Below are 15172 nucleotides of genomic sequence, written 5' to 3' on the forward strand. Positions count from 1 at the left end.
TCCGGCAGCCGGTCCGGGTTGTGGACCGGTCGCGTCGGCTCCGGGAACGGGCCGGGGGCCGGTCGCGGGTCAGGCCGTACGGGCCGCGAGGGCCGCCTCGCCCGCCGCGCGCATCGCGGCCAGCGGGGCGGTGGGGCACCCGGTCATCTGCTCGACCTGCAGCACCGCCTGGTGCACCAGCAGGTCCAGACCGCCGAGGATCGCGCCGCCGCGGCCCGCCCAGGCGGCCGCCAGCGGGGTCGGCCACGGCTCGTACAGCACGTCGAAGAGCGTGCCGGGGTGCTCCGGGACGTCGGCCGCGAGGCCGTCCGTGGCACCGGCCGGGGTGGTCGCGACGACCAGCGGCGCGCCGAGGCCCTCGGCGGCGCGGCTCCAGTCGGCGGTGCGGACGGCGACGCCGAGCCGCTCGCCCCAGTGCCGCATCTCGGCGGCGCGCTCGGCGCTGCGGACGTACGCGGTGACCTCGCCGGTGCAGATCCGGGCGAGGGCGGCGAGGGCGGAGGAGGCCGTGGCCCCGGCGCCGAGGACGGTGGCGGAGCCGACCTTCTCGACGCCGCGCTCGCGCAGCGCCGCCGCGATGCCGGGGATGTCGGTGTTGTCGCCGAGGCGACGGCCGTCGTCGGTGAGGACGACGGTGTTGACGGCCTCGACGGACTCGGCCGTGGCGCTGATCCCGTCCAGCAGCGGGATGACGGCCCGCTTGAGCGGCATGGTCAGGGAGAGCCCCGCCCAGGCGCCGTCGAGCCCTTCCAGGAAGCCGGGCAGCGCGGCCTCGTCGACCTCGAAGCGGTCGTAGGTCCACTCCCCCAGGCCCAGCTCGGCGTACGCGGCCCGGTGCAGGACCGGGGAGAGCGAGTGGGCGATCGGCGAACCGAGCACCGCCGCCCGGCGGCGGTGCTCCCTCGGGTCACTCATCCCTGCTTCTTCGCCTTCTGGCTGTCGTTGAACTCGTCCACGAGCTTCTGGTGTTCCTTGAGGTTCTTGGTGAACCGCGTCTTCCCGTCGATGGAGACGAAGTAGTACCAGTCGCCGGCCTCGGGATCCATCGCGGCCTTGAGCGCCTCGGCTCCGGGGTTGCCGATGGGACCGGGAGTCAGACCTCGGTAGAAGTACGTGTTGTACGGGTGGTCGAAGGACCGGAGCTGCTTGGGACTGAGGTCCAGCTTGCTCTGGTTCTTCAGGTAGTTGTACGTCGAGTCGAACTCCAGCTTGCCGTTCGTCTCGACGTTGGTCGGCTTGAGGCGGTTGTATATGACGCGCGCCATCTTGCGGAAGTCATCACTCGTCATGCCTTCCGCGTTGACCATGCTCGCCACGGTGATGAGCTGGAGCGGGGACTTCAGGCCCAGTTCCTTGGCCTTGCCCTCCAGGTCTTCCTTGGCGTAGTTCTCCTTGGCCCGCGCGACCATCTGCTTGAGGATGACCTCCGGCTTGGTGCCCTTGGCCGCGCTGTACTGCGACGGGTAGAGGAAGCCCTCGAGCGGATCCTTGATCTTCGGGTCGCTGTTGGCCCACTCGGGCAGCCCGAGGTTCTTCACCTGGCTGGTGGCGACGTCCTTGGTCGTGCCCTGCTTCAGACCGAGCTTCTGGTCGATAGCGGCGTAGATCTGGACGGCCCGGCGCCCCTCACCGATGGTGAGGAAGTTCCCGGTGTGGGTCATCATCGCGACGGCCGCCGAACCCGACATCTCCTTGCGGAGGGTATAGGTGCCCGGCTGGATGGCCACGCCCTTGCCGGCGGCCGCGGTGAAGGCGCCGACGCTCTTGACCACGCCCGCCTTCTCCAGGACCTGGCCCATCCCGGTCAGGCTGGAACCCTTGGGGATCTCGACCTGGACCTCGCCGCTGCCCTCGCCCGAGTAGTCGGGGGCTGCACCGAAGTGGGTCTGCCAGTAGTCGTAGGCGAGGTAGCCGCCACCGCCCACGACGCCGACGAGTACGACGGCGACGAGCAGGCAGGCCGTGCCGCTGCGGCGCTTGGTCTTGCCCTTGGCCTTGCCTTTGCCCTTGCCGCGACGGTCGCGACGGCCCTCGTCGCGGGGGTCGTCCGCGCCGTCGGGGTCGTCGGCACCGGTGAAGAAGGGGTGCTTCTCCTCTTCGGGCTCGGGCTCCTGCTCCTGCTCGGACTCCGGGCGCCATTCCTCATGCTGCCCGGTGTCATGCGCCTGCTGCGGCACACCGGGACGCGGCTGCTGATGCTGCCCCGTCTGGTGCGGCTGCTCGTGCTGGCCGGTGTGGTGGGGCTGCTGATGCTGACCCGTGTGGTGGGGCTGCTGATGCTGGCCGGTGTCGTGCGGCTGCTGGTGCTGACCCGTGTGATGGGGCTGCTGATGCTGCCCAGTCTGGTGGGGCTGCTGGTGCTGACCGGTGTGGTGGTCCTGCTGCTGCGGGTAGCCGTCGGGCGTGCCGTAGTAGTCCTGGCGGCCGTACTGCTCCCCCGGGGTCGCACCGTACGGACCCCCCGCGCTCTGCGAGGGGTCCCAGCCGTACTGCTGTTCCGGATACTGCTGCTGTTCGGGGTACTGCTGACCGTACGGAGGCTGCGACTGCTGCTGCGGCTGTTGCTGCGGATACTGCTGCCCGTTGTATCCCTGGTCCCCGTACAGAGGGTCCTCGGGATGCCACGGTTGGGAGCCGGAGCCCCGGCCATACTCAGTCATCGATCCCCTAGAGCCGCACAGCGGCAGCCGGTGAGCGCTCCGTGGAGTACACGTTCGATGCGTCCGGTCCTGTACGGAAGACGTTCGAACGGCTGCCATGTCGCGCGGAACGTTACCGTATCGCGATCAGATGACCACTTCTACGGGTTCACCCGGAGGACGACCGGAGATCTTCTCGATCTCCAGGGCGTTCTGCAGAATGATCACAGCCGCCGCCTGGTCGACGACGGAGCGGCCCTTCTTGGAGTTGACCCCGGAGGCCCGGAGGCCCTGCGTGGCCGTGACCGTCGTCATCCGCTCGTCGACCAGTCTGACCGGTACGGGAGCGATGCGCCGGGCCATCTCCTTGGCGAAGGTCCGCACCTTGGCCGCCGCCGGGCCTTCCCGCCCGCTCAGCGAGCGGGGCAGGCCGACCACGACCTCGACGGGTTCGTATTCCTCGACAATCGCCGCCAGCCGCTTGTGAGCTGACGGGATGTCACGTCCGGGGACGGTCTCGACCGGGGTGGCGAGGACCCCGTCGGGGTCGCACGAGGCGACCCCGATCCGGGCGTCCCCGACGTCGACGGCGATCCGCCTGCCGCGTCGCACGATCAGGCCGCCTCGGCGACGAGACGCTCGACGGCGGCCATGGCCTCGTCGAGAGCGTCGGCGTTCTGGCCGCCGCCCTGGGCGACGTCCGGCTTGCCGCCGCCTCCGCCACCGAGCGTCTTGGCGGCCGTACGCACCAGGTCACCGGCCTTGAGCCCACGCTCGCGCGCGGCCTCGTTGGTGGCGATCACGGTCAGCGGGCGGCCGTTCACCACGGTGAACAGCGCGACCACGGCGGCGCGGCCACCCTGGATCCGGCCCCGGACGTCGAGGACGAGCTTGCGCAGGTCGTCGGCGCCCGTGCCGTCCGGCACCCGGCCGACGGCCAGCGCCACGCCCCGGACGTCCTTGGCACCCTCGGCGAGACCGGCGGCGGCCTGGAGCACCTTCTCGGCGCGGAACCGCTCGATCTCCTTCTCGGCGTCCTTCAGCTTGGCGAGCATCCCGGAGATCTTCTCCGGCAGCTCCTCCGGACGGCCCTTGACCAGGTCCGTCAGCTGGGAGACGACCGTGTGCTCACGGGCGAGGAAGTTGTAGGCGTCCACGCCGACGAGGGCCTCGACACGGCGCACACCGGAGCCGATGGAGGACTCGCCGAGCAGCTTCACCAGACCGAGCTGGGCGGTGTTGTGCACGTGCGTGCCGCCGCACAGCTCCTTGGAGAAGTCGCCGATGGTCACGACGCGCACCCGGTCGCCGTACTTCTCGCCGAACTCGGCGATGGCGCCCTGCTTCTTGGCGTCCTCCATGCTCATGACCTCGGCGTGCACGTCGAGCTCACGGGAGAGGACCTCGTTGATCCGCTGCTCCACGTCCGTGAGGACGGTGCCCGGCACGGCGGCCGGGGAGCCGAAGTCGAAGCGGAAGCGGCCGGGCGAGTTCTCCGAACCGGCCTGGGCGGCCGTCGGGCCGAGGGCGTCGCGCAGCGCCTGGTGGGTGAGGTGGGTGGCGCTGTGGGCGCGGGCGATGGCCCGGCGGCGCCGCACGTCGATCTGGGCGTACACGGACGAGCCGACCGTGACCTCGCCGACCTGGACGACGCCCTTGTGGACGCTGACGCCGGGCACGGGCTGCTGGACGTCGCGGATCTCCACGACGGCACCGGTGTCGAGCCGGATCCGGCCCTGGTCGGCGAGCTGGCCGCCGCCCTCGGCGTAGAAGGGGGTGCGGTCGAGGACGACCTCGACCTCGTCGCCCTCCTGGGCGGCCGGCGACGGCACGCCGTCGACCAGCAGACCGACGACGGTGGACTCGCCCTCGGTGTCGGTGTAGCCGGTGAAGACGGTGGAGCCTGCGGTGTCGGCGACCGCGCGGTAGGCGGAGACGTCGGCGTGGCCGGTCTTCTTGGCCTTGGCGTCGGCCTTGGCCCGCTCCCGCTGCTCCTTCATCAGACGGCGGAAGCCGTCCTCGTCCACGGACAGCCCCTGCTCGGCGGCCATCTCCAGGGTGAGGTCGATCGGGAAGCCCCACGTGTCGTGCAGCAGGAACGCCTTGTCGCCGGCGAGGACCGTGCCGCCGGCGGCCTTGGTCTCGGTGACGGCGGTGTCGAGGATGTTGGTGCCGCCCTTGAGGGCCTTGAGGAACGCGGCCTCCTCGGCGAGGGCGACGGTCTCGATGCGCTTGCGGTCGGTGAGGAGCTCCGGGTACTGCTCGCCCATCGTCGTGAGCACGGTGTCGACCAGCTCGGCGACGACCGGGCCGGTGGCGCCGAGCAGACGCATGTTGCGGACGGCGCGGCGCATGATGCGGCGCAGGACGTAGCCACGGCCCTCGTTGCCGGGGGTGACGCCGTCGCCGATGAGCATGACGGAGGTGCGCATGTGGTCGGCGACCACGCGCAGCGACACGTCGGTGCCGTGGGCGGCGCCGTAGCGGACACCGGTCAGCTCGGTGGCCTTGTCCATGACGACGCGCAGGGTGTCGGTCTCGTACATGTTCTGCACGCCCTGCAGGATCATCGCCAGGCGCTCGAGGCCGAGACCGGTGTCGATGTTCTTGCTGGGCAGGTCGCCGAGGATCGGGAAGTTCTCCTTGTCCTCGCCGGCGCCGCGCTCGTACTGCATGAAGACCAGGTTCCAGATCTCCACGTACCGCTCGTCGTTGACGGCCGGGCCGCCCTCGACGCCGAACTCGGGGCCGCGGTCGTAGTTGATCTCGGAGCAGGGACCGCACGGGCCGGGGACGCCCATGGACCAGTAGTTGTCCTTCTTGCCCAGGCGCTGGATGCGCTCGGCGGGCACGCCGACGACGTCGCGCCAGATGCGCTCGGCCTCGTCGTCCTCGAGGTAGACGGTGATCCAGAGCTTCTCGGGCTCCAGGCCGTAGCCACCGTCCGCCACGGAGCTGGTGAGCAGCTCCCAGGCGTACTTGATGGCGCCTTCCTTGAAGTAGTCCCCGAAGGAGAAGTTGCCGCACATCTGGAAGAACGTGCCGTGGCGGGTGGTCTTGCCGACCTCTTCGATGTCCGGGGTGCGGACGCACTTCTGCACGCTGGTGGCGCGCGGGAAGGGCGGCTTGACCTCGCCGAGGAAGTACGGCTTGAAGGGCACCATGCCCGCGGGGACCAGCAGCAGGGTCGGGTCGTCCGCGATGAGCGACGCCGACGGCACGACGGTGTGCCCGCGCTCCTCGAAGAAGCGCAGCCAGCGGCGGCGGATTTCAGCCGACTCCATCAGTGGTCCTCTTTCCGGGTGATCGAGTTGTAGGGGTGGCGCTGGTCGAGGGCGACCAGCCGGCGCTGCTCGGGCAGCTCCCGGCGCTCGGGCTCCGCCACCGGGCCGAGGCCCAGCGCGTCCTTGAGCGCCGCCTCGCGATCGGCCATGCCGTCGCGGACGTCCAGCGCGAAGAGCTTGACGCGGCGGCCGGCGATGACCGCGCGGTCCGCGGCCTGCAGGGCCAGGCTCTCCGGGGTGAGCTTGCTCAACTTGCGGTTGACCTTGGTGGTGGCCCAGACACCGGCTGCTACACCAGTCGTGAACCAGAACGTGCGGCGAAACATTTCCGGGGTCAACCCTTCCCACGGGTACGGCGGCTGCCGCGCCTTGCGGACGGCAGATCCTGTGCGGTCCTGCCGACGAAAACGGTGGTCTTCGGCGCGGGCTCCGCCTTGCGGCCGATCGCACGGCGCACGCCGTAGCCGAACGCGGCGACCTTGACCAGCGGCCCGCCGAAGGCGGAGGAGACGGTCGAGGACAGCGCCGAGGCGTTCGCCGTGACCTCCTGGACGTCCGCGGCGATCGAGTCGACGCGGGCGAGCTGGGTGTTCGCGGAGCGCACGGTCGCGGAGGCGTCGGCCAGCAGCGGCACGGCCTGCTCACTGACCTCGGCCACCAGCTTCGTGGTCGCCTTCAACGTCTGCGCGAGCCGGACCAGCACCAGGGCGATGAAGGACACGAGGATCGCCCAGAAGACGGCCACGAGGATCCCGGCCACCTCTCCACCGGACACGTTGCACCGCTCCTTAGCTGGTCGTCGAGCTGCTCGTCGCTGGTCGCCCGCGATCGTAAAACGTCGGGTACCGACCTTATCGCGCCGGGCGTCGGGGCCCGTACCGCATTACGGCCGCGACCGGGCGGTTCACCAGGCAGAGTTTACGGTCCGCACACCCGTCGGTACGCTCTGTGTGCCATGGCACCGCTCTCCGGCTCCCCGTTCCCCGGCCCGTCGTCCGACGACGGCGCCGCACCGGCCCGGCCGCCGGGCAATCTGCCCGCCGAGCCGAGCCGCTTCATCGGCCGTGACCGTGAACTCCACGCCCTGGCCGGGCACTTGGGGCGGTCCCGGTTGGTGACGGTCACCGGGGTGGGCGGGGTCGGCAAGACGCGGCTGGCGATCCGGGCCGCGCAGGGTGTGCAGGATCGCTTCTGCGACGGGGTGTGGCTGGCCGAGCTCTCGGCGCTGACCGACCCGGCGCTGCTGGATCACGCGGTCGCCGCGGCCCTCGGGCTCACCGACCACACGGACCGTCCGCCGCGCGCGTGTCTGCTGGAGCAGCTCGCCGACCGCCGGCTGCTGCTCGTGCTGGACGGCGTCGAGCATCTCGCCCGGGAGTGCGCCCTGCTCACGCACGCGCTGCTGCGGACGGCACCGGGGCTGAGCGTGCTGGCGGCAGGGCGTCGGCGGCTGGGCGTCGCGGGCGAGCAGGTCTTCCCGCTGTCGCCGATGGGCGGGGCCGATGGCGTCGCGCTGTTCGAGGACCGGGCCACGGCGGTCCGGCCCGACTTTCCCGCCGGGGCGGGCGAGCTGGTCGCGGCGGCCGAGCTGTGCCGACGTCTCGACGGCATCCCGCTGGCCCTGGAGCTGGCGGCCGGACGGCTGGGCGCCCTCTCCGCGGACCAGGTGCTGGACCGGCTGGACGACCGCTTCCGGCTGCTGACCGGGGGGTCGCACGGGGCACTGCCCCGCCATCGCACGCTGCGGACGGCGATCGGCTGGAGCCATGAGCTGTGCACGCCCGCCGAGCGGCTGCTGTGGGCGCGGCTGACGGTCTTCGCGGGGCTGTTCGACCTGGAGGCGGCGGAGTACGTCTGCTCGGGCCCGGAGCTGCCCGCCGAGGACCTGCTCGACGTGCTGACCTCGCTGGTGGCCCAGTCCGTGATGGTCCGCGAGGACGGCCCGCTGGGCCCGCGCTACCGGCTGCTGGACTCCGTGCGGGCCTACGGCGCGGACTGGCTGCGGGCGCTGGGGGACGACGAGCGGATGCGTCGGCGGCACCGCGACTGGTACATGGGCCTGGCCACCTGGTGCGAGCTCGACTGGTTCGGCCCGCGCCAGGCCGAGGTGGCGGCCAGGGTCGAGGCCGAGCTGCCCAATCTGCGGACCGCCCTCGAGCACAGTCTGGAGGACAGCGACGAGGCGCATCTCGGCCAGTGCCTGGCGGGGACCCTGTGGTTCTGCTGGGTGGGGTGCGGGCGGCTGGCCGAGGGCCGGTACTGGCTGGAGCGGGCGCTGCGCGCGCCCGCCGACTACACGGAGACCCGGGCGAAGGCCCTGTGGGTGCTGGGCCACGTCTCGGTGCTCCAGGGCGACCAGGCGCGGGCGGTCGGCGCGCTCGGCGAGTGCCGGGAGCTGGCGGAGCGCACGGGCGACGACCGGGCGGCGGCCTACGCCGAGCACCGCATGGGCTGTCTCGCGCTGGTCTCGGACGACATGCCGCGCGCCGAGCGGTCGCTGCGGGCGGCGCTGGCCCGCTATCGCGAGATCGGCGAGTTGAACAGCAATGTGCTGATGGGCCGGGTGGAGCTGGCGATGGCCGTCGCCTTCCAGGGGGATCTCGCGGGTGCGGTGGCCTTGTGCGAGGAGGTGCGGGAGGTCTGCGAGGACCACGGCGAGCGCTGGACGCTGGCCTACGCGCTCTACGTGCTGGCCTTCGCGGCCTTCAGCGGCGGGGACCGGAGGCGGGCCCGGGCGCTGCTGGAGGAGTGCCTGGTCATCGATCACGCCTTCCACGACCTGGTGGGCGCGGTCCTGGCGCTCGAGCTGCTGGCCCTGATGGCGCTGGACGAGCGCGTCGAGGGGGCGGCCGAGGAGGGCATGGAGGGGGATGCCGTGGAGGCGGCGGTGCTCCAGGGGGCCGCGGGGCGGCTGTGGCGCTCGGTGGGGCTGCCGTTGTTCGGCTCGCGGTTCTTCAACGCACCGCACGCGCTGTGCGAACGGCGGGCGCGGGAGCGGCTGGGCGCCGAGCGGTACGAGGAGTGCCTGCGCGAGGGCGCGGGGCTGGATCTGGACGCGGCGGTGGCGCGGGCGCTGCGGGGCGCGGGCGGCGGGCGGGCGGCCGCGGTGCCGGGCCCGCGGGGGCCGCAGCGGCACCCGGTCCCGGAAACGCACCAGCCCGCTTCCTCCCCGGCCGCGGGGGCCGGGGAGGAAGCGGGCTGAGCGAAAGGAGAGCGATACGTCCGGGTCAGCGGGCGTAGTACTCGACGACGAGCTGCTCGTCGCAGATCACGGGGATCTCCTTGCGGTTCGGCTCACGGTCCAGACGGAAGGCCAGCGCCGGCAGGTTGACCTGCAGGTAGCGCGGGGTCTCACCGTCGGTGTCGTAGCCACCGGCCATGGCGACCTGGAAGGGGTGCTTGGAGCGGCTGCGCTCGCGGACCATCACGACGTCGTCGGGACGGACGCGGAAGGACGGCTTGTCGACCTTGCCACCGTTGACCTCGATGTGGCCGTGGACGACCATCTGGCGGGCCTGGTAGATGGTGCGGGCGATGCCCGAACGCAGGACCAGCGCGTCGAGACGGCGCTCGAGCTCGATGACCAGGGCCTCGCCCGTCTTGCCTTCGGCCTTCTTGGCGCGGTCGTAGGCGCGGGCCATCTGGCGCTCGCTGATGTCGTACTGGGCGCGCAGACGCTGCTTCTCGAGCAGACGGACCTTGTAGTCCGAGTTCTGCTTGCGGCCACGGCCGTGCTCGCCCGGCGGGTAGGGGCGGGCCTCGAAGTACTTGACGGCCTTCGGCGTCAGCGCGATGCCGAGCGCACGAGACTTCTTGACCTTGGGACGCGACTGGTTAGGCACGTTCTCCAGACCTCCGTTGTAGGTTAGGTTAGGCTCACCTTACTTAAGGAGATCGCATGTCTCGCCCGGGGAAAACCACGCACACGGACAGCACAGACAGCGTCGACGCCGCGCAGGGCATCGATACGACGGAGGTCCGATCAGATCATGGTCAGCCGCGTCCCAGCGGGCTTGAAATCGCACGGATGCCGTCAGCAGCCGAGCGCACACGAACTCTCGTACAGAGTACATGCTCCGCAGTAGTGCTGATCCCCGGCCTGGAGGGTGCCCGCCCGGACCAGCTGATGCCCGAGGCGCGCAGCGTGGGCCCGGACGGGGAGCTGTTCCTGGTCTTCCCCGCCGACTCACCGGCCGTACGGGCCGCCACCCACGCGCAGGACGACGAGCTGGCCGCCGTACTGGAGATCACCGACGTCGCGCCGGTCTCCGTGCCCAACCGTATCCGCGGCCGCGCGTGGATCTCCGGCTGGCTCACCTCCTGCCCCGGGGTGACCGAGCCCGGCCGGATGCTGCTGCGGCTGGAGGTCGGCGAGGTGTGCGTCGACGACCTGTGGGGCGCCTCGGGCGTCGAGCCGGAGGACTTCGCCCGCTCCTGCGCCGATCCGCTCGTCGACCACGAGGCGGAACTCCTGCAGCATCTGCACTCCGCCCACGGCGACCAGGTGCGGGGGCTGTGGGGCCTGCTCGGTGAACGCGACGGGTGTGCCGGTGCGGAGGGGGCCGGCGCCGGCGGCCGCGCCGCGCGGGAGACGGGGGCGGCTGCCGTGCCGGTGGCCCTGGACCGCTTCGGCCTGCGGGTGCGCTTCACCCGGGCGAGGGGCGGCGGCAGCGCGGCGGACCGGTCCTTCGACGCCCGCTTCGAATTCCCCGAGCCGGTCCGCGACATCGCCGAACTGCGCCATGCCATGCACACCCTCTTCGAGGCCGCCGCGGGGTGAACACCGGGGATCACCCGGACGGGGGACCCTCGCCCGGCCGCCCGGCTACTGCTCCGCGGCCGGCGGCTGCTCGCCGCGCAGCCGGGACCGTACCCGCTCCACCACGTCCGCGTAGCGCGCCTCGGCGCCGTAGCGCGTCGGTTCGTAGTACCGCTTGCCGTGGATCGCGTCCGGTGCGTACTGCTGAGCGGCGATACCGCCGGGCAGGTCGTGGGGGTAGAGGTAGCCCTGCGCGTGGCCGAGCTTCTCGGCACCCTTGTAGTGCCCGTCGCGCAGGTGCGGGGGCACGGGCCCGGCGAGCCCCGCCCGCACGTCCGCGAGGGCGGCGTCGATCGCGAGATACGCCGCGTTGGACTTCGGGGCCAGGGCGAGCGCCACGGCCACCTGCCCCAGCACGATCCGTGCCTCGGGGAAACCGATCAGCGCGACGGCCTGGGCGCCGGCGACCGCCGTCTGCAGGGCCGTGGGGTCGGCCAGGCCGATGTCCTCGCTCGCCGAGATCATCAGCCGCCGGGCGATGAACCTCGGATCCTCCCCGGCCTCGATCATGCGGGCGAGGTAGTGCAGCGTGGCGTCCACGTCCGAGCCGCGGATGGACTTGATGAGCGCGCTGGCCACGTCGTAGTGCTGGTCGCCGTCGCGGTCGTACTTCACCGCCGCCCGGTCGACGGCGTCCTCCAGCGTCTCCAGGGTGATCTCGCTCTCGCCCTTGGCGATGGCCGACCCGGCCCCCGCCTCCAGGGCCGTCAGAGCACGCCGGGCGTCACCCCCGGCGATCCGCAGCAGATGGCCCTCGGCGTCCTCGGGCAGGGTCACCGCACCGCCGAGCCCGCGCTCGTCGGTGAGCGCGCGGTGCAGCAGACCGCGCAGGTCGTCGTCGGTGAGCGCCTGGAGCGTCAGCAGCAGGGAACGCGAGAGCAGCGGAGAGATGATCGAGAAGTAGGGGTTCTCCGTGGTGGCCGCGATGAGGGTGACCCAGCGGTTCTCGACGGCGGGCAGCAGGGAGTCCTGCTGTGCCTTGCTGAAGCGGTGGATCTCGTCCAGGAAGAGGACGGTGTCCTTGCCGTAGCCGCCCGAGGCACGACGGGCGCCGTCGATGACGGCCCGCACTTCCTTCACCCCGGCGGTGATCGCCGACAGCTCGACGAAGCGCTTGTTGGTGGCCTGGCTGACGACATAGGCCAGCGTCGTCTTGCCGATGCCGGGCGGGCCCCAGAGGATCACCGAGGAGGGCCCGGCGGGGCCGCCGCTCCCCTCCCCCACCAATCGGCGCAGCGGTGAGCCCTGCTTGAGGAGATGGCCCTGGCCGACGACTTCGTCGAGGGTGCGGGGGCGCATGCGGACGGCCAGCGGACTGCTCGCCGGGTCTTTCTCCTGGCGGTCCTCTGCGGCTGCGGTGAACAGGTCGGGTTCCACGCTGGAAACCCTATGGCACCCCTCTGACAATGCCGGGGCCTGTCCGGCGGATCATGTGAGCGGGCGCGCTGCGGGCAGTGTCGCCCGCACCACGGCTGCGCGGCGGTGTCCTCAAACGCCGGACGGGCTGGATTCGGCTGAGCTCAGCCGAATCCAGCCCGTCCGGCGTTTGAGGACGCGCCCGCAGGGCGCTCGCCGCGGCAGCAGGCCCGCTAAGCCGTGCCGCCGGTCCAGAACCACCACCACTTGGTGAGGATCAGCATCCCGATGATCCCGACCCACAGGACGGGCACCACCCAGTGGAACTCCAGCAGCCCGCGCTTGAGCGCCGCCGGGGCCGGGAGGAAGCCGTGCCGGAGGTTCTGCACGGTCACGTACCAGAACATGACGATGGTCGCGACCCAGGCGAGGCAGCACCACAGGCACAGCGAGCCGATCACGTACAGCGACTGGTACTGCAGCCAGGTGCAGAAGGCGACGCCGAAGAGCGTGCCGGCCTGCATGCCCAGCCAGTACCAGCGGCGGTAGCGGGCGCCGGCGAGGAGGGCCAGCCCGATCGCGACGATCGCGCCGTAGGCGACCAGGCCCAGCATCGGGTTCGGGAACCCGAACGCCTCGGCCTGGTCGCTCTCCATGATGTTGCCGCAGGAGACGATGGGGTTGAGGCTGCACCCGGGGGTGAACGTCTTCCCCTCGGCCTTGGCCTCGAGGATCTTGTTCTTGTCGAGCGTGATGACCCAGGCCGCGAGCAGTCCCAGCGCACCGGTGATCACCAGCAGCAGGGCGAAGCCGCGCCCACCGCCCACCGGGCCCGTGGCGGGCCCGTCCCGCTCGTCGCCGTCGAGGTCGGAGCGGTCAAGAGCCGAAGTGGTCATAGCGCCGTTGATCCCATCAGTCGGTCGTTGCGGCCCATTCTGCACCAACGCCCTCGTAATCAGCCCTGCGCGGCCTGGAGTTCACTCACGACCGCGTCGAGCGCGACGGCCTTCTGCTCACCGCTCTGCAGGTCCTTGAGCTGGACCACGCCCTCGGCCAGGTCCCGCTCTCCCGCGACGAGCGCGTAGCGGGCGCCGGAACGGTTGGCGGACTTCATCGCGTTCTTCAGGCCCTTGCCGCCGAAGGCGAAGTCGGTGGCGACGCCCGCCCGGCGCAGCTCGGTCACGAGACCGAACAGCACCCGCCGGGCCTCCTCGCCGAGCGGCACGGCGAAGACCTCGGTCGCGGAGGGCAGTTCGAGCTCGATGCCCTCGGCCGCCAGCGCGAGCACCGTACGGTCCACGCCCAGCGCCCAGCCGACGGACGGCAGCGCGGGGCCGCCGATCATCTCGGACAGGCCGTCGTAGCGGCCGCCGCCGCCGACCGCGGACTGCGAGCCGAGTCCGCCGTGGACGAACTCGAAGGTGGTGCGGGTGTAGTAGTCCAGGCCGCGCACGAGCTTCTCGTCGTCCTCGAAGGCGACGCCCGCAGCGGTCAGCAGCGTGCGCACCTCCTCGTGGTAGGCCTTGCAGGCCTCGCACAGGTGGTCGCGGAGCATGGGCGCGCCGACCAGCTGCTTCTGGACGGCCTCGCGCTTGTCGTCGAGGACGCGGAGCGGGTTGATCTCGATCCGGCGGCGGGTGTCCTCGTCGAGTTCGAGGCCGCGCAGGAACTCCTGGAGGGCCTCGCGGTAGGCGGGGCGGCACTCCTTGTCGCCGAGCGAGTTCAGCAGGAGGCGGAAGTTCTTCAGGCCGAGCGACTTGTAGGCGTCGACGGCCAGGATGATCAGCTCGGCGTCCAGCGCCGGGTCCTCCGCGCCGATGGCCTCCGCGCCGACCTGCGAGAAGTGGCGGTAGCGGCCGGCCTGCGGGCGCTCGTAGCGGTAGTACGAGCCGGAGTACCAGAGCTTGACCGGCAGATTGCCGGCCTTGTGCAGATTGGCCTCCAGCGCCGCGCGCAGCACAGAGGCGGTGCCCTCGGGGCGCAGCGCGAGCTCGTCGCCGCCGCGCGTGGTGAGGGTGTACATCTCCTTGGTCACGATGTCGGTGGACTCGCCGACGCCGCGGGAGAACAGCTCCACCTGCTCGAAGCCGGGGGTCTCGATGTAGCCGTACCCCGAGCGCTTGAGCGGCGCGGCGATGGCCTCGCGCACGGCGAGGTAGACCGCGGAGTCCGGCGGGGTCAGATCGTAGGTGCCCTTGGGGGCCTTGAAGGTGCTCACGGAAAAATCGTCACATTCCTCGTCGCGGAGGGGCGGTAGCGCCGCCTCCGAAGCCGCGTCGCGCGCCGTCCGCCACTTCCCGCAAGTACGGGTTGGTGGCGCGCTCGCGGCCGATGCTGGTCTGGGGGCCGTGGCCGGACAGCACCACGGTCGAGTCGTCCAGGGGCAGGCACACACGGGCCAGCGACTGGAGTATCTCGGCGTGGTCACCGCCGGGCAGGTCGGTGCGTCCGATGGAGCCGGCGAACAACAGGTCGCCCGAGAAGAACACCGAAGGGATCTCGGCGGTCTCGGGCATCCGGAAGGTCACCGACCCCTTGGTATGGCCGGGCGCGTGCGCGACGGTGAACTCCATCCCCGCGAGGTCCAGCCGGGCGCCGTCGGTCAGCTCCTTGACGTCGTCCGGCTCGCCCACGGTGAGCTCGCCCATGAGCTGCTGCCCGAAGGCGCGGCCCAGGGCCTTCTCCGGGTCGCTCATCATGTAGCGGTCGGCGGGGTGGATCCAGGCCGGGACGTCATGGGCGCCGCACACCGGGACGACCGAGGCGACGTGGTCGATGTGGCCGTGGGTGAGGACGACGGCGACGGGCTTGAGCCGATGCTTCTTGAGTGCGTCCTCGACGCCCTGGGCCGCCTGGTGGCCCGGGTCGATGATCACGCACTCCTCGCCCGCGGCGGGGGCGACCAGGTAGCAATTGGTCCCCCAGGCCCCGGCGGGGAACCCGGCAATGAGCACATTCGTCCTTAATGATCGACCAGCGGTAGCCGGCGGTGGCGTCGGCGGGAGCCCCCGGGCGGGGGTTCCCGGCTGGTGAAGAGCCTACCGGCGGCACTCCCGCCGCGGCGAACCCGTATA

13 protein-coding genes are annotated in these 15172 nt (G+C 71.5%); 2 read left to right on the forward strand and 11 right to left on the reverse strand.

The genetic code is table 11. From position 1 onward, the window contains the following. Positions 1-69: 69 nt before the first annotated feature. From FHS38_RS12250 to FHS38_RS12275, 6 genes are all read right to left on the reverse strand, one after another. The gene (locus tag FHS38_RS12250) at positions 70-915 is read right to left on the reverse strand and encodes a shikimate dehydrogenase (RefSeq protein ID WP_184733558.1); all 846 of its coding nucleotides are present in this window, start codon (positions 913-915) and stop codon (positions 70-72) included. Continuing rightward, on the reverse strand, positions 912-2660 hold the full coding sequence (gene mltG, locus FHS38_RS12255; protein ID WP_184733559.1) for an endolytic transglycosylase MltG: 1749 nt from the start codon (positions 2658-2660) through the stop codon (positions 912-914). Before mltG ends, FHS38_RS12250 begins: the two co-directional genes overlap by 4 nt. A gap of 126 nt (positions 2661-2786) precedes the next feature. Beyond that, positions 2787-3251 (reverse strand): Holliday junction resolvase RuvX, encoded by a 465-nt coding sequence (ruvX, locus tag FHS38_RS12260; protein ID WP_184733560.1) that lies wholly within the window; start codon positions 3249-3251, stop codon positions 2787-2789. Between the two features lie 2 nt (positions 3252-3253). Then, positions 3254-5923, reverse strand: coding sequence for an alanine--tRNA ligase (gene alaS, locus FHS38_RS12265; RefSeq protein ID WP_184733561.1), 2670 nt, complete (start codon positions 5921-5923; stop codon positions 3254-3256). Next, positions 5923-6249 carry a DUF6167 family protein gene (locus FHS38_RS12270; RefSeq protein ID WP_130876872.1) on the reverse strand — a complete coding sequence of 109 codons (327 nt, stop codon included), beginning with the start codon at positions 6247-6249 and terminating at the stop codon, positions 5923-5925. Before FHS38_RS12270 ends, alaS begins: the two co-directional genes overlap by 1 nt. Positions 6250-6257: 8 nt before the next feature. Beyond that, positions 6258-6698 carry a DUF948 domain-containing protein gene (locus tag FHS38_RS12275; RefSeq protein WP_184733562.1) on the reverse strand — a complete coding sequence of 147 codons (441 nt, stop codon included), beginning with the start codon at positions 6696-6698 and terminating at the stop codon, positions 6258-6260. Between the two features lie 180 nt (positions 6699-6878). Here FHS38_RS12275 and FHS38_RS12280 point away from each other — a divergent pair, with 180 nt between their 5' ends. After that, positions 6879-9125, forward strand: a complete 2247-nt coding sequence (locus FHS38_RS12280; RefSeq protein ID WP_229822399.1) for an ATP-binding protein — start codon at positions 6879-6881, stop codon at positions 9123-9125. Between the two features lie 25 nt (positions 9126-9150). On the opposite strand, the gene rpsD is transcribed toward FHS38_RS12280, so the two are convergent. Then, positions 9151-9765: a 30S ribosomal protein S4 gene (gene rpsD, locus FHS38_RS12285; RefSeq protein ID WP_184733563.1), complete on the reverse strand. Its 615-nt coding sequence runs from the start codon at positions 9763-9765 to the stop codon at positions 9151-9153. A 185-nt stretch (positions 9766-9950) separates the two neighbouring features. Between rpsD and FHS38_RS12290 the strand changes: the two genes are divergently transcribed. Further along, complete coding sequence (locus tag FHS38_RS12290; RefSeq protein ID WP_184733564.1) at positions 9951-10703, forward strand: DUF2470 domain-containing protein; 753 nt, start codon at positions 9951-9953, stop codon at positions 10701-10703. A 45-nt stretch (positions 10704-10748) separates the two neighbouring features. On the opposite strand, the gene FHS38_RS12295 is transcribed toward FHS38_RS12290, so the two are convergent. The 4 genes from FHS38_RS12295 to FHS38_RS12310 all read right to left on the reverse strand — a co-directional run bounded on the left by FHS38_RS12295 (position 10749) and on the right by FHS38_RS12310 (position 15052). Next, positions 10749-12119 carry a replication-associated recombination protein A gene (locus FHS38_RS12295; RefSeq protein WP_184733565.1) on the reverse strand — a complete coding sequence of 457 codons (1371 nt, stop codon included), beginning with the start codon at positions 12117-12119 and terminating at the stop codon, positions 10749-10751. 212 nt (positions 12120-12331) lie between these two features. Continuing rightward, entirely contained in the window at positions 12332-12994 is a 663-nt protein-coding gene (locus tag FHS38_RS12300) for a vitamin K epoxide reductase family protein (protein ID WP_184733566.1), read from the reverse strand. Between the two features lie 59 nt (positions 12995-13053). Next, positions 13054-14316, reverse strand: coding sequence for a histidine--tRNA ligase (gene hisS / locus FHS38_RS12305; protein ID WP_184733567.1), 1263 nt, complete (start codon positions 14314-14316; stop codon positions 13054-13056). A 10-nt stretch (positions 14317-14326) separates the two neighbouring features. Continuing rightward, positions 14327-15052, reverse strand: coding sequence for an MBL fold metallo-hydrolase (locus FHS38_RS12310; RefSeq protein WP_184733568.1), 726 nt, complete (start codon positions 15050-15052; stop codon positions 14327-14329). Between the last annotated feature and the right edge of the window lie 120 nt (positions 15053-15172).

The organism is Streptomyces netropsis, assembly GCF_014203545.1.
Lineage (GTDB): Bacteria > Actinomycetota > Actinomycetes > Streptomycetales > Streptomycetaceae > Streptomyces > Streptomyces netropsis.